The following is a 23,359-nucleotide window of genomic DNA, read 5'->3' on the forward strand; positions in this document are numbered from 1 at the left end:
ACGCGGGGTCGCTTGATAAAGCTCTGAAAAGGATTGCCAATCAGCGTTCCATGCCGCCTATGACTGCTTCTGCCAGCAGTTTCATGGCGTTAACGGGGAGTGCCTTATGGTCAGGCGGGGCATGGCGCGCACAGGGCTGGACGATCTGAGCCGCGGCACCAACCAGACCGGCGTGCGGCTTTACAACGAGCGCCTGGTACTGTCGCTTATCCGCCGCCACGGCAGCCTGCCCAAGGCCGATATCGCCCGCCGCACCGGCCTATCGCCGCAGACCATTTCCACAATAGCCAATGGCCTTGAGGCTGACGGCATCATTACAAGGCTCGATCCGCTGCGCGGCAAGGTGGGCCAGCCCCTGGTGCCCTATGCGCTCAATGCGCGCGGGGCGTTTTTCCTCGGCCTCAAGATTGGCCGTCGCAGCTCGGACGTCGTGCTGATGGATTTTGCCGGCGCGGTGCTCGGCCGCATTCACCAGCCGCACCCCTATCCGACCCCTGACATCATCCGCATCCTGGCCAGGCGCGGCATCGACGAACTGACGCCGGTGCTCGATGCCGCCGAGCGCCGCCGCATCGCCGGTTTCGGCATCGCCTCACCCTTCGAACTGTGGAATTGGGAAAGCCAGCTCGGCGCGCCGCCCGATGTGCTCGAAGCCTGGCGCCAAGCCGACATCCGCGCCGATATCGCCGGTATCAGTCCCTGGCCGGTGTATTTCCACAATGACGGCACCGCCGCCTGTGCCGCCGAACTGGTGCTCGGCAATGGCCAGCATGGCGATGACTTCCTCTATATTTTCCTCGGCTCCTTCATCGGCGGCGGAGTGGTGCTCAATGGCCACCTGTTTCCCGGCCGCACCGGCTATGGCGGCGCCATCGGCCCCCTGCCCGTGCCCAATGGAGCCGGCGGCTTCCAGCAGTTGATCCGCAGCGCCTCGATCTACGTGCTGGCCGAAAGGCTTGAAGCCGCGGGCATCGACCCGCAAACCCTCTGGCGCGAGCCCGGCGCCTGGGGCGAACTGGGCCAGCCGCTGCTCGACTGGATCAACGAGGCAGCCCATAGCCTGGCTCTCGCCGCCGTCAGCGCCGTGTCCATCGTCGACTTCCGCAGCGTGGTGATCGATGGCGCCTTCCCCGCCTCGGTGCGCGCTGCACTGGTCGAGGCCACGCAAGCCGCCCTCAACGATTTCGACCTGCAGGGTCTTGCCCCGTTCAGCATCGCCGAGGGCACTATTGGCTTTGGCGCCCGCGAGATCGGCGGCGCCTGTCTGCCCCTGCTCGCCAATTTCACCCAGGACCGCGAAGTACTGTTCAAGGAAAGTCCTTGATCAACTTGGGCATTTTCTGAGTTAGACCCGGTAACTACTCCGCAATGCCCTGCCGCTATGCTCCGTGTACACACGTATGGCAGCGGTATGGGGATGCAGGCCAAAACATCGACGCTTCAGCGCTGGCAATTCTCTGCCGCCGTTCTGCTGCCTGTCGTGCTGGCCCTGGTCATCACGGCCGCGGCGGTGCTCGCCTTCGTGTTCTGGACCACCACCAATATTGACCAGCGCGCCGTCGAGCGGCAGCAGGCCATGTTGCAAGGCGTCATGGCCACCCGGCGCGGCCTGCTGGTGCAGCAATTGGGGACTGTCGCCACCCGCAACGATACCGTCGTCAATGCCGGCGTGATCCTCAACTTCCAGTGGGTCGACGCCAATCTCGGCAAATGGCTGCATGACGTCTATGGCCACGACCTGACCGTGGTTCTCGATGCCGCCGGCCACCCGCTCTACATCATGGAAAACGGCGTCACCGTCGAACAGCCGGCGTTCGAACAGCTGGCTGCACCGCTGCGTGCCTTGATCGACGATGTTCGCGCCATGCCGGTCCAGCCCACGACGGCGGGGCATTTTGCCCCGGCCCGCGCCCTGTCCGATCTCGCCGTGATCGACGGCATGCCCGCCATGATCGGCGTGATGGCCATCTCTTCTGCCACCGGCACCGTGGCGCAAAGCCCGGGCACCCAGACGCTGCTCGCCGGCATAAAACTGCTCGACCAGCAGGCATCGGACTATCTCAGCCGCGAGTTCATGTTCGAAAATGGTCACTTCAGCCTGACCCGGCCCGATGATGAGGCGCGCGCCGTGTTTCCGGTGTTCAGCAACTCGGGTCGCTTCGTCGCCTTCTTCGAATGGGACCGCGACCGGCCCGGCCTGATGATGCTGCGCCACATGGGGCCGGCCCTGCTCGCCGCCTTCATCATCGCCGCCGTGCTGGTTTTCCTGCTGCTGCGCCAGTTGCGGCAATCCTCTGCCGCCATTGAGGCCGGCCGGAAAAACGCTGAATACCAGGCCGCGCATGATCGGCTGACCGGCCTGCCCAATCGCGCCAGCCTCGATGGCGCACTGGCCCGCGCCCTCACCGAGCAGAGCGCCCCGAACAGCTACGTGGCCTTGTTGATGCTCGACCTCGATCGCTTCAAGCAAGTCAATGACACGCTGGGCCACCAGGCCGGCGACGAGCTGATCTGTGCCGTTGGCCGCCGCATCCGCACCATCGTCGGCCCCGATGTGCTGATCGCCCGGCTCGGCGGCGACGAATTCGTCGTGATGATCGAAGCCCAGGAATATGACGTCGACCCCACGGCCGTGGCCTCCCGCATCATCGACACCATCGGCAAGCCCTTCGACCTGCAGCAGTTCAAGGCCCATGTCGGCGCCAGCATCGGCATCGTCAGCGCCGTCGGCGGTAATGCCGAGCCGCGCGAGCTGATGCGCAAGGCCGATATCGCGCTTTACGAGGCCAAGTCCGGCGGCCGCAACCGTGCCGTGGTCTACGAAGAGCATATGAACGAGCTGGTCCAGCTCCAGCACACCATCGAAGGCGAATTGCGCGAAGCCCTGCAGCGCGAAGACCAGTTGAACGTGGTGTTCCAACCGCTGGTCGATCAGCACAGCCGCGAGGTGATCGGCGCCGAAGCCCTGGCCCGCTGGCATCATCCAAAATTCGGCCATATCTCTCCGGCCCGCTTCATTCCCGTCGCCGAGGCTACCGGCCTGATCGATGCCTTGGGCGAATTCGTGCTGCGCCGCGCTTGCGCGCTCGGCGCCACCGCGCCGGGCCGCACCATTGCCGTCAACATCTCGCCGACCCAATTGCGCAATCCGCGCTTTGCCAATCAGGTCTTCGACATCCTGCGCCAGAGCGGCATGCAGCCGGCCGATCTCGAGCTTGAAATCACTGAGTCCATCCTGCTCGACGATGAGCATGTCTCGGCCCAGCACCTCAAGACCTTCCGTGCGGCGGGCATCCACATCGCGCTGGATGACTTCGGCACAGGCTATTCTTCGCTCAGCTATCTCAAGCGCTATCCCGTTGATCGCATCAAGATCGACCGCTCCTTCGTCATGCAGCTCAGCGATGGCCATGTTTCGGTCGCCATCACCCAGGCGATCGTCACCCTGGCCCATGCCATGGACCTCGAAGTCACCGCCGAAGGCGTCGAGACCGAGGAACAGGCTTTCATCCTCAGCCAGCTCGGCTGCAATACCCTCCAGGGCTTCCTGTTCTCTGGCGGCGTGGCCGCTGAACGCATCAGCACGCTGTTTGCGGCGCAGGATACCCCGGCAAAACGCCGCTCAACTACGCATGCCGCGTGAAGACCCGATTAACTCCATTCCACATTGGCAGCGCAAATTCATCACTCGCTAAGGGGCGTTAAGCACACTCGGTGAATCCATCGGGGTATCCGAGCATGCCTGCGCCACGTCAATCGGGATGGGAGTTCTCGCGAAAGGTCCTCGTGCCGGTCGTGGTTGCGATTTTGACGACCATCGCTACGGTCACGGCCTTCATCGCCTGGTCGATCAGCCGCACCGATGCCGAGGCCCTGGCGCGTCAGGCGACTCTGGTCGAGCGCGCCATGCAGGACCAGATCGCCGCCGTGCCGCAGCGCCAGGCCGACCTCGCCATTGGTGACGAAGCGCTGACCGCTATCGCCAGTCACGACACCAACTGGCTCAACGACCATGTCGGCGCTCCCGCCTATGAGAAGCACGGCCAGAACCGTGTCTATCTGCTCGATGCCGATACCAACCCGGTCTATGCCATGCGCGACGGCGACGAGGCACCGGCCGCTTCCTTCGGCACCGTGCGCGCGTCGGTGCTGCCGCTGATCGCCCAGCTGCATTCGCCGGGCAACCTGGCCGTCATCGAGGCCTATAACAGCTTCATCCGCGGCCAGATGCCCTCGGTGGCCGATGTCGCCTTGCTCGACGACCAGCCCGCCATCGTCAGCGTCATGCCCATGCTGCCGGCCATGAGCATGGATTTCCCCCAGCTTGGCCGCGAACCGGTCTATGTCGCCGCCGTGCTGCTCGACCGGCAGATGGCCATGGCGCTGAGCAGCCAATATCTGTTCACCGACGCGCGCTTCGATATCACGCCAACCAACACCGGCTCGGAAGCCGCCCTCGCCATTCGCGGCATGAATGGCCGCCCGGTCGCCTGGTTCATCTGGCAGCCCGACCGCCCCGGCGCCCGCATGCTGGGCGATACCCTGCCCGCCCTGCTCGGCGCGCTGGCCGTCGCCGGCACCATCATCGTCCTTCTGATGCGCAACCTGCAGCGCGCCTCCGACGAATTGCAGGCCGAGCGCGCCGAAGCCCAGCACCGTGCCCTGCATGACCCGCTCACCGGCCTCGGCAATCGCTCGTTGTTCGAGGAGAGGCTAGCCGTGGCGCTGCAGGACCTGCCACGGGGCAAACCGGGCATTGCCGTGCTGGCGCTCGATCTCGACCGTTTCAAACAGGTCAATGACACATTGGGCCATGACGCCGGTGACGAATTGCTGCGCCAGGTCGGCGCCCGCATTACCGCGACATTGCGCGCGACGGATACCTTGGTCCGCTTCGGCGGCGACGAATTCGCCATCATCCAGATCGGCATCAACCTGCATTCCGACGCCGGCCGCCTTGCGCAGCGCGTCATCGACCGGCTGCATACCCCATTCCAGCTCTCCGGCACGCCCGTCGAAATCGGCGTCAGCATCGGCATTGCTACCGCCCCAGACCTCGCCGACAATCAGGCCGATCTGGTCAAGCTCGCCGACGAGGCGCTCTATCTCGCCAAATCCGGCGGGCGAAACCGCTATTGCTTCAATCCCGAAATTGTCCTGCCGGCCGGTCATCCCGTGCAGCTAAACCTCGCCGTGCAGCAGGCCTTCCAGCCGCGCAAAGCCTAGGCCATCGCGGCTAGCACAACGCCGAGCCGCTTCTCCCGCGCCAACAAACCCGCTCGACCATTGCCTGCACCATCCCACAGGGGCTTGAGCTTGCCCTTGTCGAAAAGCTTGAACAGGCAGGGCGCGATATAGCTCTTGCGGCAGATTGCCGGCGTATTGCGCAGCACTTCCGAGACCTGTTTGGCGACCTGAGCCATCTGCCGCCGCCGCGCCGTTTCCGACGTGCCCGGCACCAATTGTGCCAGCACCTCGCCGGCCAGCGAGCTGGCATGCAGCGTACGGAAATCCTTGGCGGAAATATCGACCCCCGCCAGTTCGCGCAGATAGTCATTGATCGCCGAGGTGTTGATCGGCCTCACTTTGCCCGCCTCGTCGCGATAGACCAGCAAGCGCTTGCCGGACAACGTCTTGATCCGCCCTACCGCATCGGCGAGCCGCGCATCTGTCAGGCAATACTCCGCCCGTTTGCCGCCCTTGGCATCGAAGGCCATGCAGACCTCGTCGCCGGCCACCCGCACATCACGCGCATACAGCGTACCCGCGCCGCGCGTGCCGTTGGCATCGAGATATTTCTCACGCCCCACCCGCATCGCCGTCTTGTCGATCAACGCTACGGCAATTGCCATGGCCAGCTCGCGACTGCCGGTTTCGGCGCCCAGCCCTTCGGCAATCTTCTTCCGCACCCGCGGCAAAACCGCCGTCAGCGCCGCCAGCCGCTTCTGCTTCTTGCCGTCGCGACGCAATTCCCAATCGGGATGATAGATATATTGCTCGCGGCCCGCCTCATCCACACCCAGCACCTGGATATGCGCCTTCTCGCTGGCCGCAATGCGCACCGTCTTCCATGCCGGCGGAATGCCCAGGGCCTTGATACGCGCCCGTGTGGCCGCATCGGCAATCAGCACACCCGCCCCATCCCGATAGGAAAAGCCCTTGCCGCTCTTGGCGCGGACAAGGGTCAGATCGCTGCGGTTCACCCGGACCAGGCGCATGATTATGCCGGTGCTGTCTGGGTCATCGAGAAGATCACATAGATGATGGCAAACAGCACCACCACGCCGATCAGCGAGGTGACCAGCACCCGCAGGTTCATCTTGCGCGGATTGGCCTGGCGCACATCGGTGGCACTCTTGTCGGGATCATAGGTGGGTTGGGGCATCGACGCTCTCCTTGCTGCTGTCTGCTCCAACGTAGCCCGCGCCTCGCGGTTCCGCTCGCGTCACCTGCGCCCTTGACGCAGTCCCCCGCACAGCCGACCCTTGCCCATGAGCAAATCGCAGGAAAACCCCATGACCGACGCCGAAACCCTCACCCGCATGATCATGGCCGGACAGGGCAAGGCGCCTGCAGATCTCGTCATCAAGAATGTGCGACTGCTCGATGTCATCGCCGGCGCGGTGACCGAGACCGACATCGCCATTGTCGGCGACAGGATCGTTGGCACCCACGCCAGCTACGACGGCAAGGTGACGATCGACGGCACGGGTCGCTATGCGGTGCCCGGATTTATCGACACCCATCTCCACATCGAATCCTCGCTCGTTACCCCTTACGAATTCGACCGTTGTGTGCTGCCGCATGGCGTCACCACGGTGATCTGCGATCCGCACGAGATCGCCAATGTGCTGGGCGCTGAGGGCATCAGATACTTCCTCGACTGCGCCGAACAGACCGTGATGGACGTGCGCGTCAACCTCTCCTCCTGCGTCCCGGCCACCGCCTTCGAGACCGCCGGTGCGGCATTGGAGATCGAGGATCTCGAACCCTTCCGCGCCCACCCCAAGGTCATCGGCCTCGCCGAAATGATGAATTTCCCTGGCGTGCTGAATGCCGATCCGGGCATCATCGCCAAGCTCGTGGCCTTCCAGACCGGCCATATCGATGGCCATGCGCCGCTGCTGCTCGGCGCGGCACTCAACGGCTACCTCGCCGCCGCCATCCGCACCGACCACGAAGCCACCAGCGCCGCCGAAGCGCGCGAAAAGCTTTCCAAGGGCATGGCCATCCTGATCCGCGAAGGTTCGGTCTCCAAGGACCTCAAGGCGCTGGCCGAGGTGCTGGATGAAAACACCTCGAGCTTCGTCGCCCTCTGCACCGATGACCGCAATCCGCTCGATATCGCCGAGGAGGGCCATCTCGATAGCTCCATCCGCCGCCTCATCGCCATGGGCCGCCCGCTGCACCATGTCTACCGCGCCGCCAGTCACTCGGCTGCCCGCATCTTCGGCCTCGCCGACCGCGGCCTCGTCGCCCCCGGCTGGCGCGCCGATATCGCGCTGCTCAACAGCCTCGAAGATTGCCGCGTCAGCGATGTCATCACCGCCGGCCGCCTCGTCGGCCCCGACCTCTTTGCGGCGCGCAAGCCGGTGGAGCCGGTGGGCCTCACCTCGATGAAAGCCAAGCCGGTCAGCGCCGATGACTTCATCGTCCCGGCGCGAGCCGACCGCAACCAGACCCCGGTGATCGGCGTCAAGCCGGGCCTGATCCTCACCTTCCGCGACAGCGCCACCCTGCCCAGCAGCGAGCGCGGCACGCTGCCTGATCTCGCCAATGACGTGCTCAAAGTCACCGTCATCGAGCGCCATGGCATCAACGGCAATATCGGCCGCGGCTTCGTGCGTGGCTTCGGCCTCAAGCGCGGCGCCATCGCTTCCTCGGTCGGCCACGACAGCCACAATATCACGGTGATCGGCGCCACCGACGAGGACATGGCCGTCGCCGTCAACCGGCTGATTGAGCTGAAAGGCGGCTTCGTTGTCTCCGATGGCGGCAAGGTCACCGCCGAACTGGCACTGCCGATTGCCGGCTTGATGAGCCCCAAGCCCTTCGAAGAGGTGACCCACGATCTCCATGCCCTGCGCGACGCGGCCTATGCGCTCGACTGCGTGCTGCCCGAACCCTTCCTTCAGGTCGCCTTCCTTGCCCTCCCCGTCATCCCGCATCTCAAGATGACCGACCGCGGCCTGTTCGACGTCGATCTGTTCGATTTCGTCGACTAAATTCGGACATTGAAATTCAACTTTGCTTGGGCTCTAGTGCGGCCAGTTTCCGCCCGCCCTATCGAGCCCAAAAATGACCGAAAAAGACTTCCTGCAGCCCGTCGATGATCAGGTCATCCGTCAGGTCAAGACCATTATCCGCACCGCCCGCTATGGCGCCCTCGCCGTGCTCGATCCGGTCAGTGGCGCGCCGCTGGTCAGCCGCGTCGGCATCACCACGGATTTTGACGGCGTGCCGGTCATCCTGATTTCGGGCCTTGCCGCCCATTTCCAGGCCCTGGTCCATGATCCGCGCGCGTCGCTGCTACTGGGCGAGCCCGGCAAGGGCGATCCACTGGCCTATCCGCGCATTTCCATCGCCACCAAAGCGGTGATGATCGAGCGCGACACGCCCGAAGCCGCCCGCATTGGCGCCCGCTACCTGGCGCACCAGCCCAAGGCCAAGCTCTATATCGGCCTCGGCGATTTCCGCCTGTTCCGGCTCGAACCGCAATCGGCAAGCTTCAATGGCGGCTTCGGCAAGGCCTTTGCCATGACCGCGGAGCACCTGCTGTCCAAGGCCGACCCGGCGCTGGCCGCGGCCGAAGCCCATGCCGTCGAACACATGAACGAAGATCACTTCGACGCCGTCAACAACTACGCCCGCCACTATTTGCAGGCCCCGACCGGCAATTGGGCGCTAGCCGGCATCGACGCCGAAGGCATCAACATCGCGCTGGGCGATGATATCCGGCGGATCTTCTTCGACGAGCAGCTCAGTGTGCCGGAAGATATGCACATGACTCTGGTGAAGATGGCCAAGACGGCACGGATGGCGCTGGGGGATTAGCTCAGGGCTCATTGCCCAATCATCACCCCACCCGACCCCTTCGGGGCCACCCTCCCCATTCAGGGGAGGCATGAGCAAGCCCGAATGCCCGTGTTCATCGTCTCCCTCCCCCTTGTGGGGAGGGATTGAGGGTGGGGTTGGGAGCCACAAAGCTTTGAATAGTCTGGTCCGGCCGTCCGGCACTCAATGCTTATCGCGCGCCTTCACCTTCCGCCGCGCCGCATGCAGCAGCGGTTCGGTATACCCGCTCGGCTGGTCCGCCCCATGCAGTGCCAGGTCCAGCGCCGCCTGAAATGCCACCGAGGCAAAATTCTCCGCCATCGGCCGATAGATCGGATCCCCGGCATTCTGCGCATCGACCACCGCGGCCATGCGCTCGAACACCGCCGTCACTTCGTCGCGGCTCACCAGCCCATGCCGCAGCCAGTTCGCCACCGCCTGCGATGAAATCCGGCAAGTGGCACGATCTTCCATCAGCCCGACATTGTTGATGTCCGGCACCTTGGAACAGCCGACGCCCTGCTGCACCCAGCGCACCACATAGCCGAGAATTCCCTGCGCATTGTTTTCCAGCTCGCGCGTGATCTCCTCGCGGCTCAGCGAGAATGGCGCCTGCACCGGCATGGAGAACAGATCGCTCAGCGGCGGTACATCCTGGTTATGCCGGCGTTGCTGCGCGGCAAACACGTCGATCTGGTGATAATGCAAAGCATGCAGCGTGGCTGCCGTCGGCGATGGCACCCAGGCCGTATTGGCGCCTGCGTTCGGATGGCCCGACTTGGCCTCCATCATCGCCGCCATATCGTCCGGCCGCGCCCACATGCCCTTGCCGATCTGCGCCCGGCCAGAGAGGCCACAGGCCAGCCCGATCAGCACATTGCGGTCTTCATAAGAGCTGATCCAGCGCTCGGACTTTATCTCGTCCTTGCACAACACGGCGCCGGCTTCCATGGAAGTATGGATTTCGTCGCCGGTGCGATCGAGGAAGCCGGTGTTGATGAAGAAAACCCGCGCCCGCGCCTCATAGATCGCCGCCTTGAGATTGGCCGAGGTGCGGCGCTCCTCATCCATAATGCCGATCTTGATGGTGTTCGGCGCCAGACCCAGAAACTGTTCCACCGAGGCAAAGATCGCACAGGCGAAGGCGACCTCTTCCGGCCCATGCATCTTCGGCTTGACGATATAGATGGCGCCCGTGGTGCTGTTGACCTTGTCGTGCATGGCGCAGAGCACGGTCAGCGCCGCATCCATCAGGCCCTCGCCGATCGGCTTGCCGTCAAACAGCACAGCATCCGTGGTCATCAGGTGGCCGACATTGCGCACCAGCAGCAGCGAGCGGCCCTTGAGGGTCAGCGGCTGGCCGTTGACGTCCTTGTAGGTCCGGTCCTCGTTGAGCTTGCGCGTAACGCTCTTGCCGCTTTTGTCGAACGTATCTTCCAGCGTGCCGTTCATCAGGCCCAGCCAGTTGCGATAGACGCCGACCTTGTCCTCGGCATCCACCGCCGCGACAGAATCCTCGCAATCCTGGATCGTCGTCAGCGCCGCCTCGACGATCACATCGCTTAAGCCTGCCGCATGCGTGCCGCCGATCACCGAGCCCGGCTCGATGACTAGGATGACATGCAGGCCATGGTGCTTGAGCACCAGTTGCCCGCTTTCCTGAGTGCCGCCATAGCCGACAAAGGCGCCCGGATCACGCAGCCCGGTGCGGCCCGCGGCGGTGTCTACCTGCAGATGCCGCGTTTCGCCATCCTTGACCACGTGATAACCGGTGACCTCGCGATGGCTGCCCGTGGCCAGCGGAAAATTCTCGTCGAGAAACTGCGCCGCCCGCTCGACCACGGCTGCGGCGCGAGAGGTGTTGAAGCCCTTGCCCGGCGCCAGATCGCCGTCGCGCGAAATCACATCGGTGCCATAGAGCGCATCATAGAGGCTGCCCCAGCGCGCATTGGCGGCGTTCAGGGCGTAACGGGCATTGCTGACCGGCACCACCAGCTGCGGCCCGCAGAGCGAGGTAATTTCCGGATCGAGCCCCGTGCTCTCGATGGTGAAATCGCCCGGCTCGGGCACGAGATAGCCGATCTCGCGCAGGAAGAATTCATAGCCCTGCGGATTGTTGGCGACGGGGCCATATTTGTGGTGCCACTCATCGATCTGGCTCTGCAGCGCGTCGCGCTTCTGCAAGAGCCGCGCATTGGTTGGGCCGTGTTCGGCCACCAGCGCGGCAAAGCCGGCCCAGAACTGCTCCGCCGTAACCGACAGCCCTGGGAGCGCTTCCCGTTCGACGAATTCGACCAGCAGTGGGTGAACTGAGAGGGCCGATTTCGTCAGGTAATCGCTCATAACTGCTTCCTTTTTGTGCGGACTGAACAGACTTAAGTCATGCGCAGAACCGTCACAACCCGCCTAAAGTAGACTTCGCCCTTGCACCAGCGACATAGACTTCGGCCACCGAACGGTCGTCGCCCATGGTCTGCAGCAGGAACAATTCCTCGGCCAGGCTGTTCACCGTTGCCATGCGCAGGGCCATGGCCGGCGTCGCCGCAGCATTGAGCACGACAAGGTCCGCCGCATTGCCCGGCGCCACCGCGCCAATGGTCCCGTCGAGTGACAGCGACCGCGCATTGCCCAGCGTCGCCATGTAAAACGAGGCAAATGGATTGAGCCTTTGCCCCCGCAATTGAAGGATCTTGTAGCCCTCGTCCATGGTGCGCAGCATGGAATAGCTGGTTCCCCCGCCGATATCGGTAGCCAGCCCGATCCGCACGCCATGCTTGACCAAGCGCTCGCGATCGAACAGGCCGGACCCGAGGAACAGGTTGGACGTCGGGCAGAACACCGCCACCGATCCGGTTTCCGCCAGGACGCCCGTCTCGCGGTGGTTGAGATGGATGCAGTGACCCAGCAGCGTCTTGGGCCCAAGCAGCCCATAATTCTCATAGATGCCGGTATAGTCCGGCGCGTCCGGATAGAGCTCCATCGAGTAGCTGATCTCGGCGTCATTCTCGCTGAGATGGGTCTGAACATAGGCTTCCGGATGCTCGGCCACCAAAGCCTGCGCCGCTTCCAGCTGCCCCGGCGTCGAGGTGATGGCAAAGCGCGGCGAGATGGCATAGAGCCCGCGGCCGCGACCGTGCCACCGCGCAATCAGCTCTTTCGTATCGTCATAGCTCGACTGCGCCGTATCGCAGAGCGCGTCCGGCGCATTGCGATCCATCATCACCTTGCCGCCCAGCATCAGCATGTTGCGCTGTTCCGCCTCGGCGAAATAGGCATCGACGCTGCGCGGATGGCTCGAGCAATAGGCCACCGCCGTGGTGGTCCCATTGCGGATCAGCTCGTCATAGAAGGCCGATGCCACCGATCCGGCATGGCCCTGCTGGCTGAACTTCTGCTCTTCCACAAAGGTATAGGTATTGAGCCATTCCAGCAGCGAGCCGGCATAGGAGGCGATCATTTGGCTCTGCACATAATGCAGATGCATGTCGATGAAACCCGGCAGGATCAGATGCGGCCGGTGGTCGATATAGTCCGCCCCGAGAGGCGCAATCGCCGACCAGGGCTCAACGGCAATGATCTTGCCATCGAGGATCACCACGCCGCCATCTTCGTAGTAGCGATAGCTGGCGACGTCGTCGATCGCCTGCGGTTCGCTGACGAATGTCAGCACCCGACCGCGCAAAATAGTCTGGCTCATTGTCCCGAACCCTCGCGGAACCATTCGACCAGCAGCGCACGCTCCTCGCTGGTCATTTCGCTGACATTGCCCGGCGGCATGGCATGGGCATAGCCGGCCTGCATGGCAATATCCTTGGCGTGGTTGGCGATGGCGATGTCATTGTCGAGGATGACATTCTTGGGCGGCTCGAAAATACCCGGCCAGGCCGGCTCGGCCGTATGGCACATGGCGCAGCGGGTCTGCACCGCTAGGCTGGCGGCAGGAAAGTGTGCTGCAGCGAGAAAGCTCTCGGCCGCCCGAGACGCCACCGCCTCTCCCGCCGAGCCGGCGAGCTTGGGGCCCGATGACAGCCAGGCGATGATGATGAACAGCACCACCGCGGCCAGCCAGGTCCAGTGCGGATTGCCCTTGCGCGCGTGACGGGTGTTGAAATAGTGCCGGATCACCACGCCGACGAGAAAGATCAGCGAGGCGATGATCCAGTTCCACTGCGTGGCGAAAGCCAGCGGATAGTGGCTGCTCAGCATGAAAAAGATCACCGGCAGCGTCAGGTAGTTGTTATGCAGGCTGCGCTGCTTGGCGATCTTGCCATATTTGGCATCCGGCACCTTGCCGGCCTTGAGGTCGGCGACGACGATCTTCTGGTTGGGGATGATGATCATCGCCACATTGGCCGCCATGATGGTCGCGGTAAACGCGCCCATATGCAGCATGGCCGCCCGGCCGGTGAACAGCTGCGTATAGCCCCAGCTCATCGCCACGAGGATCGCAAACAGCACCAGCATCAGCCCGGTCGTCGAATTGCCGATCGGTGACTTGCAGAGGCTGTCATAGACCACCCAGCCCAGCACAATGGAGCCGATGGAGAGCAGGATGCCCTGCCATTGCACCAGATCGAGCACATTGCGGTCGATCAGATAGATATCCGCGCCGACGTAGTAGATCAGCGCCAGCAGCATGAAGCCGCTTAGCCAGGTCCAATAGCTTTCCCATTTGAACCAAGTCAGGTGCTCGGGCAAAAACTTCGGCGCCACCAGGTATTTCTGGATGTGATAGAAACCGCCGCCATGCACCTGCCACTCTTCGCCATGCGCCAGCGGCGGCAGGCTCGGCGTCTTGCGCAGGCCAAGGTCGAGCGCGATGAAGTAAAACGACGAGCCGATCCAGGCAATAGCCGTGATGACATGCAGCCAGCGCACCGCAAACATCAGCCATTCATAGGCAATCGCATAATCGGGCATCGTCTTCTCCTGCAGTCAAGAAAAAGGGGCGGGCCGAAACCCGCCCCCTCGATTGAAGTCAGTCCAGCTTATGCCGGCGGGTTCACGCCTTCGACATACCAGTCCATGCTCAGCAGCTCGCCATCGGTCAGGGTCACGCCGGCAGCGACGCGCTCGGCGCCGGTGTGGTCGTTGATCGGGCCGGTGAAGATGTTGAACGAGCCATCGATCTGGCCGGCCTTGACGGCTTCGGCAGCAGCGACGACGTCGGCCGGGATCGAGGCGTTATACGGCCCGATCTGCACTTCGCCTTCCTTGAGGCCAGGCCAACGGTCGGCCGAAGCCCAAGTGCCGGCGATCACGGCTTCTGCAGACTCGACATAGGTCGGGCCCCAGTTGTCGATGATCGAGGTCAGCTGTGCCTTGGGGGCGAAAGCCACCATGTCGGCACCCTGGCCGAAGCCGCCGACAATGCCGCGCTCTTCGGCAACCTGCAGCGCAGCCGGACCGTCGGTATGCTGGGCAATGATGTCGATGCCCTGGTCGATCATGGCGCGGGCGGCATCGGCTTCCTTGGCCGGGTCGTTCCAGGTCGAGATATAGACCGGGGTGATTTCGAAGGCCGGGTTGACCTTGCGGGCGGCCAGCACGAAGGAGTTGATGCCGAGCACGACTTCCGGGATCGGGAAGGAGCCGATGTAGCCAGCCTTGCCGGTCTTCGACAGGTGACCGGCAATGGTGCCGCAGACGGCACGGCCTTCATGGAAGCGCGCATTATAGGTCGCGACATTGTCGCTGCGCTGGTAGCCGGTGGCATGCTCGAACTTGACGTCCGGGAACTGCTCGGCAACCTTGATGACATAGTCGCCATAGCCGAAGCTGGTGGCAAAGATCAGCTTGTGGCCGGATTGGGCCAGTTCGCGCAACACGCGCTCGCAATCGGGGCCTTCCGGCACGTTCTCGACAATGGTCGGCTCGGCGACCGCATCGCCCAGCGCTTCCTTCATGAACTTGGCGCCCTGCGCATGGCCGAAATTCCAGCCATTGTCATTGACGGTGCCGATCAGCATGAAGCCGACCTTGAGCGGCTCGGCCTGGGCAAAGGCCTTGCCACCAAGCAGCGGCAGGGCCGCGGCGGCAGCGCCGACCTTGAGGACATTACGACGAGTAAGGGTCATTGCGTTTCTCCTGGATGACTTTTCGTTGTGATCGAGAGGGTCATTGGTGCCCTCTCAATTGGCGGGCAAAAACGGCTTGCCGAGGCAGGCCGGTGCATTGGTTGAGGCGTCGCGCCGGATCGAAATCAACACCAGCACCACGACGGTGGCAAGATAGGGCAAGGCGGCCCAGAGCTCTGATGGAATGGCCGACAGCGGTCCGCCGCCAGCCTTGGCATAGAGCTCCATGGTGACCACGAGGCCGAAGAGATAAGCGCCAGCCAGCAACCGGAACGGCTTCCAGCTGGCGAACACCACCAGCGCCACGGCGATCCAGCCGCGGCCGGCCGTCATCCGCTCGGCCCATTGCGGCGTCAGCAGCAGCGGGAAACAGGCCCCGGCAATGCCGGCCATGGCACCGCCGAACATCACGGCGAGATAGCGCACGCCGATTACAGAATAGCCGATCGAATGGGCCGACAGGTCATTCTCGCCCACCGCGCGCAGGATCAGTCCAGCGCGGGTGCGCTTGAGGAAGAACCACACCGCAACGACCATGATCAGCGCAAAATACACCAGCGCCGAATAGCCGAACAGCACGCGCCACATTGGATGTGTCGCGATCTCGGCCGGGAACAGCGGCCCCAGCAGCGTCACCGGCCGCGCCGAATACCCCTGCCCGGCCAAGGCTGAAAAGCCGGTGCCGAAAATCGTCAGCGCCAAGCCGGTGGCGGTCTGGTTGGCCGAAAGGCTCAGCGTCAGAAAGCCGAAGATCAGCGAGGTGGCGACACCGGCAGCAGCAGCCAGCAGGATCGCCAGATAGTGGTTGCCGGTGACAAAGACGATGACAAAGGCGGTGATCGCCCCGACCAGCATCATGCCCTCGACGCCGAGGTTCAGCACGCCGGATTTTTCGACGATCAACTCGCCCAAAGCGGCGATCAGGATCGGCGTCGAAGCGCCGACCACGGTGACGATGATGGCGACCAGAAGTTCGGGCGTCATGCGCGTGCCTCCACGACCGGAACCACCCGTTTGATGCGGTAGCGGATCAAAATGTCCCCGGCGAGCAGGAAGAACAGCATCATCGCCTGGAACACGCCCGTGGCCGAACTCGACAGGCCAATGGTCGTTTGCGCCACCTCGCCACCGACAAAAGTAATGGCCATCACAATGCCGGCAAAGATCACGCCCAGCGGATTAAGCCGTCCGAGGAAGGCGACGATGATGGCGGTGAAACCGTAATTGGTCGGAAAGCCCGGCACCATGCGCTGGAACGGCCCGGCAACTTCCAGCATGCCCGCCATGCCGGCGAGACCGCCCGAAACCAGCATGGCTAGCCAGATCGTCTTGTTCTCAGAAAATCCGCCATAACGCGCAGCATGCGGCGCCGCGCCAACCACCTTCATCTGGTAGCCGAATACCGAGCGCGACATGACGAACCAGGCAATCAGCGCCACGATAATGGCGATCGGCACGCCGGCATGAACGATTGTGGTGGGGATGATATTGGGCAGCAGTGCATCGGCGGCAAAGCGCCTTGTCTGCGGAAAGCCCATGCCCATCGGGTCCTTCCACGGCGCGCGCACCAGATAATAGATCAACTGCACCGAGGCATAGGTCAGCATCAGCGAGGTCAGGATTTCATTGACGTTGAGCCGCGTCTTGAGCAGCGCCGGAATGGCGGCATAGGCCGCGCCACCCAGCATGCCGGCAACAAACATCAGCGGCAGGATCCACCAGCCGGTCATCGTATAGGTCGCCAGTGCCACGCCGGTGGCCGCCAGCCCACCCATTACATATTGCCCCTCGGCGCCGATGTTCCAGACATTGGCGCGATAGGCGATGGAGAGGCCGACGCCGATGATGATCAGCGGCGCGGCCTTGACCCCGAGGTCCTGCCATTTGAACGAATTGGTCAGCGGCGTCAGGAAGATTTCCCGCACCGCGCCGATGCCATCATAGCCGATCGCCGAAAAGATCACCGCGCCCACCACCATGGTCAGCACCACGGCCGCCACTGGCGTCAGATATGTCATCAGCTTCGATGGCTCGCGCCGTTTCTCAAGCCGGAATTGCATCATGCGCCTCCGCTCCGTGTACGCCGCCCATCAGCAGGCCAATTTCCTCGATCGTCACATCGCCCACCGGCCGCGCCTGCGAGAGATGCCCCATATTGATCACCGCCAGCGTGTCGCACAGCGCGCGCAGCTCATCTAGATCCTGGCTGATCACCACAATGGCCGAACCGGCGGCCGCCAGATCGACCAGCGCCTGGTGGATCGCCGCGGCCGCGCCCGCATCGACGCCCCATGTCGGCTGGCTGACCACCAGCACGCTTGGCTTCTGCAGGATTTCCCGGCCCATGATGTATTTCTGCAGGTTCCCGCCTGACAGCGACCCGGCGGTCGAAGCCGGCCCCAGCGCCTTGACGGCGAAGTCGGCGATCACCTTGCCGGTATAGGTCTTTGCCGCGCCCGAATTGATCAGGCCCATCATCACCATGCCGAGCCGGTCGCGGGCGGTCAGGATCGAATTGTCGCTCAGCGTGAAATCGCCCACCGCCGCATGGCCATTGCGCTCTTCCGGCACGGCACACAGCCCGCGCTTGCGCCGCCCGGTCGTATCCAGCAACCCGATGCCATAGCCATCGATGGTAATGGCATCCTTGTCGTCGCTGCGGATTTCGCCGGACAGCGCATCGAGCAAGGCATTCTGCCCATTGCCCGCCACCCCGGCGATGCCGAAGATTTCGCCCGCCTTGACGGTAAAGCTCACATCATCGACCGGCACATCGAAATGCCCGGCCTTTTCGGTCTTGAGCCGCGACACCACCAGCTTTGGCTTGCCCAGTGCCCTGCCCTCGGCCCGCACGATATCTTTCAGGCCCGCGCCGATCATCTTCTCGGCCATCGAGCGGGAAGTCTCCTGCTTGGGGTCGCAGGTATCGACCAGCTTGCCGCCGCGCAGGATCGTCGCTGTGTCGCACAGCGCCTTGATCTCATGCAGCTTGTGAGAAATGTAGAGAATGGAACAGCCCTGTGCCGCCAGCTTGCGCAGCACCTCGAACAGCTGTTCGACTTCCTGCGGCGTCAGCACCGAGGTTGGCTCGTCCATGATGAGAAGCTTGGGGTCGAGCAGCAGCGCCCGCACGATTTCGATGCGCTGGCGCTCGCCCACCGACAGCGTCGCCACCGTGCGATGCGGATCGAGCAGCAGCCCATATTGCGTCATCACCGCGCGAATGCGGGCTTCGAGCTCGCGCGAGGGGATTTTCGCATCCATGCCCAGCGCGATGTTTTCCAGCACGGTCAGCGCTTCGAACAGCGAAAAATGCTGGAACACCATGCCGACGCCGAGCTTGCGGGCGGCCTTGGGATTGGCAACCGTCACCACTTCGCCATCCCAGGCAATGCTGCCGGCGTCCGGTTGCATGATGCCATAGATCATCTTGACCAGGGTGGATTTGCCGGCGCCGTTTTCGCCGAGAAGCGCGTGAATTTCGCCCGGCTTCACCGAAAAAGAAACATTGTCGTTGGCGAGGACGCCCGGGAAAGCCTTGGTGATACCGGTCAATTCGAGCCGATGCGGCATACTAGCGTCCAATCACCGCCCCCAATTGCTCGGGGGTGCGCGCCTGCCCAGCAATGGCTTCCCGAGACCCAATGTGGACCATAATCTCCGCCGCCGCCAGTGCCGCAATAACCGCCGGACGCTTATCCCCAAGACCAATCTGTCCGATTGGTAAAACCAGCCGCGCCAAGGCCTTGGCGTCGCCGCCCTCGGCTCGATACCAGCTCGAAAACTTCGCCCGTTTTGTCAGGCTGCCAACCATTCCGACATAAGGCGCATCCGCTCGGGCCAGCGCTTCCTGCGCAATCAAAAAGTCCAGCGCATGGTCATGCGTGAGGATCACAAACGAACTCCCCACCGGCGCCGACCGCACCACCGCCTCCGGCATAGCCACCGCGCGGGAGGCAATCTCGGCCGGTAGCAGTTCCAGCTCCTCGCGCCGCGTGTCGATCACCTCCAACTGCACTGGCAAGATCGACAGTATCTGCGCCAGCGCCCGCCCGACATGCCCGGCACCAAAGATGAAAACATGCGGCAGCGCCGCATCTTCGTCGGCCACCAACGCCGCCAGTTCCGCCCGCCTGTCCGCATCGGCATAGGCCAGGCTCACCCCCACCCGGCCACCGCAGCACTGCCCGATCTCCGGCCCCAGGGGCACATCCATGGCTTCCTCGGCCTGCCCATTGGCGATCAGCCGCCGCGCATGCTCGATCACCATATATTCCAGCGCCCCGCCGCCGATGGTGCCGAACAGCGCAGACCGGCCCACCAGCATGAAGGTCCCCTGCTCGCGCGGCGACGAGCCACGGACGGAAGTCAGTTCGCAGACAATGGCGTCGGGTTCGGCCGAAAGGAATGCAGCGATCTCGGCACGCCGGCTGCTCACCCCAGCGCCCCTTGTTTCATCCGCTGAACGCCCATCAACACCCGCTCCGGCGTCACCGGCATATCCATGCGAGGCGCGACCTTATAGTCAGCGACCGATGCCACAGCCATCGACAGCGCTTCCACCACGCTCATCGCCAGCATGAACGGAGGCTCGCCGACTGCCTTCGAGCGCCCGATCGTCGGCTCGCGATTGACCGACCATTCGGCCAGTTTGACGTTGAAGATCGGCGGTACATCGGAAGCCAGCGGGATCTTGTAGGTCGACGGAGCCTTGGTGCGCAGCTGCCCCTTGGCGTCCCAGACCAGCTCTTCCGTAGTCAGCCAGCCCATGCCCTGCACGAAGCCGCCTTCCACCTGGCCGATATCGATGGCCGGATTGAGCGAGCGGCCGACGTCATGCAGGATATCGACCCGGTCGACGGTATATTCTCCGGTCAGCGTATCCACGGTGACCTCCGAAACCGAAGCCCCATAGGCGAAATAATAGAACGGATGCCCACGCCCGGTGGCCCGATCCCAATGAATTTTCGGCGTCTCATAAAAGCCTGCCGCCGACAGCTGCACCCGGTTGAGATAGGCCGAAGCCGCCAGCTCAGCGAATGGCACGAATTTTTGGCCCGCCTGGATGCCACCCGGCACCCATTCCACTTCGGCTTCGCTGACCTGATGCAGCTTGGCGGCATGAACAACCAGCCGCTCCTTGATCTGCCGTGCCGCATCCCAGGCCGCCATGCCATTGAGATCGGAGCCGGACGAGGCTGCCGTCGCCGAGGTGTTCGGCACCTTCCCCGTCGTCGTCGCCATGATCTTGACCACGTCGAGCCCGACGCCGAAGGCATCGGCCAGCACGGCCGCGACCTTGATATAAAGCCCCTGACCCATCTCGGTCCCGCCATGGCTGAGATGGATGGAGCCGTCCTTATAGACATGCACCAGCGCCCCGGCCTGATTGTACCAAGTGGCGGTGAAAGAGATGCCGAACTTGACCGGCGTCAGCGCAATACCCTTCTTGAGCACCGGACTGCCCGCATTGTATTTGAGGATCGCTTCGCGGCGCGCCTGATAGTCGGCCGAGGCCTCCAGCTCATCCACCACGCGATGAATGACATTGTCCTCCACCGTCTGGTGATAGGGCGTTACATTGTCGGTGTCGGTGCCGTAGAAATTAGCTTTGCGGATCTCCAGCGGATCCTTGCCCAGCGCATAGGCGATGTCCTCCACCCAGCGCTCCGCCGCCATCATGCCCTGCGGGCCACCAAAGCCTCGAAACGCCGTGTTGGAGACCGTATTGGTATAAAGCGGCTGCGACTGCACCCGCACCGCCGGATACCAATAGGCATTGTCGGCATGAAACAGCGCCCGGTCGGTGACCGGGCCGGAAAGGTCTGACGAGAAGCCCGCCCGCGCACCATAGGTGGCGTCGACCGCCAGTATCTTGCCGGCATCATCATAGCCGACATCATAATCAACCACGAAGTCGTGCCGCTTGCCGGTGGCCGTCATGTCGTCGTCGCGGTCCGGCCGGATCTTGCAGGCGCGGTTCCATTTCTTGGCCGCCAGCGCCGCCACCGCGGCAAACAGGTTCCCCTGCGTTTCCTTGCCGCCGAAGCCGCCACCCATGCGGCGGATCTGCACCGTCACCGCATGATGGCGGATGCCCAGCACGGCGGCGACCATCAACTGCACCTCACTCGGATGCTGCGTCGACGAGAACACCGTCACATCCTCGTCCTCTCCCGGCACCGCCATGGCGATCTGCCCTTCGAGGTAGAAATGATCCTGCCCGCCGATCTCGACGCTACCCTTGACCCGGCGTGGCGCCGCGGCAAAACCCGCCTCCACATCGCCGCGCTCAAGCTTGAGCGGATCGGTCACCAGCTTGCCGCCCGCCGTCTGCGCATCGCGCACATTGGTGACAAACGGCAGGTCGCGATACTCGACAACTGCCGCATGCGCGGCCCGCCGCGCCTGGTCGCGCGTCTCGGCGATCACCGCAAACAGCGGCTGGCCCCAGAAATGCACCTTGCCAATGGCAAACACCGGCTCGTCATGCTTGTGGCTCGGCGACACATCATTCTCGCCCGGAATATCCTCGGCGGTCAGCACGCCGATCACCCCCGGCGAGGCCTTCACCGCCGCAAAGTCGATGGAAACGATCTCCGCATGCGGCCGCGTCGACAGCGCCAGATAGGCATGCATCGTGCCGGCCGGCTCGATCATGTCGTCGATATACTCGGCCGTGCCCGACACATGCTTGGGCCCGCTGTCATGGCGGGTGGAGGTATGCAGCGAGGCGAGCGGAATGGGAGAGGAATGCTTGTTCACGCCACCTCCCGCCGGAGCCTTTGCCCCTGTCCCGTGGTTTCGAGATAGAACCGCTGCAGAAGGTTCTGCGCCGTCAACAGGCGATAGTCCGCCGAGGCCCGCATATCCGAAATCGGCTGATAATCCTCGCCAAACAGCGCCATCGCCGCTTCCACAGTCTCCTGCGTCCAAGGCTTGCCAACCAGCGCCGCTTCCACAGCCTTCGCGCGCTTCGGCGTTGCCGCCATGCCACCGAAGGCCACCCGCGCCATGCCGACCACGCCGGTATCATTGACGAACACCCGGAAGGCGCCGCACAGCGCCGAAATATCTTCCTCGCGCCGTTTGGAAATCTTGTAGCAGGCGAACTTTTCGCCCGCCGGCAGCAGCGGAATGGTCACGCTCTCGACGAATTCGCCCGGTCGGCGGTCCTGCTTTCCATAGGCGATGAAGTAATCTTCCAGCTTGATCTCACGGCGGTGCTCGCCCCGGCGCAGGCTGAGCTTGGCGCCCAGCGCAATGAAGGGCGGAGGCGTGTCGCCGATCGGCGAGCCATTGGCGATATTGCCGCCGATGGTGCCCATGTTGCGGATCTGCTCGCCGGCAATGCGGTTCCACAGCTCGGCCATGTCGGGGAAGGTCGCTGCCATCACCGGCAGCGCCTCGGAATAGCTCACCCCGGCATAGAAGCGCACTTCGCTGTCATTCTCGGCAATGCGTTTCAGCTCCTGCAGGTGATTGATGAAAATCACCGGCCCGATCGCCCGCATGAATTTGGTGACCCAGAGCCCCACATCGGTCGAGCCATTGACGATGGTCGCCGTCGGATTGGCCTCATACACGGCGGCAAAATCATCGAGGCTCGCCGGCACCACGATGCGTTCGGCGCCCTCGCCGATCTCGACCCGCTTCCCATCGCTGATCGACTTGATCTTGCCCTTGAGCGCAATGCGCTCGGCCCACAGCGGATCGCCCTGCGGCGCGCCATAGCTGGAAATCGCCTTGGCCGCCCGGATGATCGGCGCATAGCCGGTGCAGCGGCACAGGTTTCCCTGCAGCGCCCTTTCGATCGCCGGCTGGCTTGGCTGCGGATCGCGCATCCACAGCCCATAGAGCGACATCACAAAGCCCGGCGTACAAAACCCGCATTGCGACCCATGGTGATCCACCATCGCCTGCTGCACCGGATGCAAAACGCCATCCTTGCCGCGCAGGTGCTCCACCGTCACCACATGCGTACCATGCAGGCTGCCAACGAAACGGATGCAGGCGGTGACCGAGTCATAGATGATCTCGTCGCCCATCAGCCGGCCGACCAGCACGGTGCAGGCGCCGCAATCGCCCTCGGCGCAGCCTTCCTTGGAGCCGCGCAGCCGCCGCTCCAGGCGCAGCCAGTCGAGCAGCGTGGTATCAGGCTTCACATCGGCAAGGCTGATCTCCTCATCATTGAGGATAAAGCGGATGGCGCCCGAAACCTCGACCAT

The 23,359-nt window shown here is 63.5% G+C and carries 17 protein-coding genes; 5 read left to right on the top strand and 12 right to left on the bottom strand.

Annotated features, from left to right (window positions below):
- Window positions 1–106: 106 nt before the first annotated feature.
- The 3 genes from BM045_RS08855 (at window position 107) to BM045_RS08865 (ending at window position 5,226) form a co-directional block, all read left to right on the top strand.
- Window positions 107–1,324, top strand: coding sequence for an ROK family transcriptional regulator (locus tag BM045_RS08855; protein ID WP_092182313.1), 1,218 nt, complete (start codon window positions 107–109; stop codon window positions 1,322–1,324).
- Between the two features lie 93 nt (window positions 1,325–1,417).
- Window positions 1,418–3,643, top strand: coding sequence for a putative bifunctional diguanylate cyclase/phosphodiesterase (locus BM045_RS08860; RefSeq protein ID WP_170848444.1), 2,226 nt, complete (start codon window positions 1,418–1,420; stop codon window positions 3,641–3,643).
- A gap of 164 nt (window positions 3,644–3,807) precedes the next feature.
- The gene (locus BM045_RS08865) at window positions 3,808–5,226 is read left to right on the top strand and encodes a diguanylate cyclase domain-containing protein (protein ID WP_170848445.1); all 1,419 of its coding nucleotides are present in this window, start codon (window positions 3,808–3,810) and stop codon (window positions 5,224–5,226) included.
- Here BM045_RS08865 and BM045_RS08870 read toward each other — a convergent pair.
- Window positions 5,223–6,218 (bottom strand): DNA topoisomerase IB, encoded by a 996-nt coding sequence (locus BM045_RS08870; protein WP_092182319.1) that lies wholly within the window; start codon window positions 6,216–6,218, stop codon window positions 5,223–5,225. The genes BM045_RS08865 and BM045_RS08870 overlap by 4 nt on opposite strands.
- 2 nt (window positions 6,219–6,220) lie before the next feature.
- Window positions 6,221–6,385, bottom strand: coding sequence for a hypothetical protein (locus tag BM045_RS18890; protein ID WP_170848446.1), 165 nt, complete (start codon window positions 6,383–6,385; stop codon window positions 6,221–6,223).
- Between the two features lie 130 nt (window positions 6,386–6,515).
- Between BM045_RS18890 and ade the strand changes: the two genes are divergently transcribed.
- Together ade and BM045_RS08880 are read left to right on the top strand one after the other, a co-directional pair.
- Entirely contained in the window at window positions 6,516–8,225 is a 1,710-nt protein-coding gene (gene ade / locus BM045_RS08875) for an adenine deaminase (protein ID WP_092183167.1), read from the top strand.
- A gap of 73 nt (window positions 8,226–8,298) precedes the next feature.
- Window positions 8,299–9,054, top strand: coding sequence for a HugZ family pyridoxamine 5'-phosphate oxidase (locus tag BM045_RS08880; RefSeq protein ID WP_092182321.1), 756 nt, complete (start codon window positions 8,299–8,301; stop codon window positions 9,052–9,054).
- 183 nt (window positions 9,055–9,237) lie between these two features.
- Here BM045_RS08880 and BM045_RS08885 read toward each other — a convergent pair whose 3' ends face one another.
- The 10 genes from BM045_RS08885 to xdhA all read right to left on the bottom strand — a co-directional run bounded on the left by BM045_RS08885 (window position 9,238) and on the right by xdhA (window position 23,359).
- The gene (locus tag BM045_RS08885) at window positions 9,238–11,397 is read right to left on the bottom strand and encodes a malate synthase G (RefSeq protein ID WP_092182323.1); all 2,160 of its coding nucleotides are present in this window, start codon (window positions 11,395–11,397) and stop codon (window positions 9,238–9,240) included.
- A 52-nt stretch (window positions 11,398–11,449) separates the two neighbouring features.
- Window positions 11,450–12,751 (bottom strand): guanine deaminase, encoded by a 1,302-nt coding sequence (gene guaD, locus BM045_RS08890; RefSeq protein WP_092182325.1) that lies wholly within the window; start codon window positions 12,749–12,751, stop codon window positions 11,450–11,452.
- Window positions 12,748–13,974 carry a urate hydroxylase PuuD gene (locus tag BM045_RS08895; protein WP_092182327.1) on the bottom strand — a complete coding sequence of 409 codons (1,227 nt, stop codon included), beginning with the start codon at window positions 13,972–13,974 and terminating at the stop codon, window positions 12,748–12,750. The genes guaD and BM045_RS08895 overlap by 4 nt, the downstream gene beginning before the upstream one ends.
- Before the next feature lie 68 nt (window positions 13,975–14,042).
- Window positions 14,043–15,131, bottom strand: coding sequence for a BMP family ABC transporter substrate-binding protein (locus BM045_RS08900; protein WP_092182329.1), 1,089 nt, complete (start codon window positions 15,129–15,131; stop codon window positions 14,043–14,045).
- A 54-nt stretch (window positions 15,132–15,185) separates the two neighbouring features.
- A complete protein-coding gene (locus BM045_RS08905; RefSeq protein WP_092182331.1) occupies window positions 15,186–16,115 on the bottom strand; it encodes an ABC transporter permease in 930 nt (309 codons plus the stop codon).
- A complete protein-coding gene (locus BM045_RS08910) occupies window positions 16,112–17,149 on the bottom strand; it encodes an ABC transporter permease (RefSeq protein ID WP_244522932.1) in 1,038 nt (345 codons plus the stop codon). Before BM045_RS08910 ends, BM045_RS08905 begins: the two co-directional genes overlap by 4 nt.
- A 25-nt stretch (window positions 17,150–17,174) precedes the next feature.
- Complete coding sequence (locus BM045_RS08915) at window positions 17,175–18,704, bottom strand: ABC transporter ATP-binding protein (RefSeq protein WP_092182333.1); 1,530 nt, start codon at window positions 18,702–18,704, stop codon at window positions 17,175–17,177.
- Between the two features lies 1 nt (window position 18,705).
- Window positions 18,706–19,569 (bottom strand): xanthine dehydrogenase accessory protein XdhC, encoded by an 864-nt coding sequence (gene xdhC, locus BM045_RS08920; RefSeq protein ID WP_092182335.1) that lies wholly within the window; start codon window positions 19,567–19,569, stop codon window positions 18,706–18,708.
- Window positions 19,566–21,896, bottom strand: a complete 2,331-nt coding sequence (xdhB, locus tag BM045_RS08925) for a xanthine dehydrogenase molybdopterin binding subunit (protein WP_092182337.1) — start codon at window positions 21,894–21,896, stop codon at window positions 19,566–19,568. Before xdhB ends, xdhC begins: the two co-directional genes overlap by 4 nt.
- A complete protein-coding gene (xdhA, locus tag BM045_RS08930; RefSeq protein ID WP_092182339.1) occupies window positions 21,893–23,359 on the bottom strand; it encodes a xanthine dehydrogenase small subunit in 1,467 nt (488 codons plus the stop codon). Before xdhA ends, xdhB begins: the two co-directional genes overlap by 4 nt.

Source organism: Devosia sp. YR412 (assembly GCF_900110945.1).
Classification (GTDB): Bacteria; Pseudomonadota; Alphaproteobacteria; order Rhizobiales; family Devosiaceae; genus Devosia.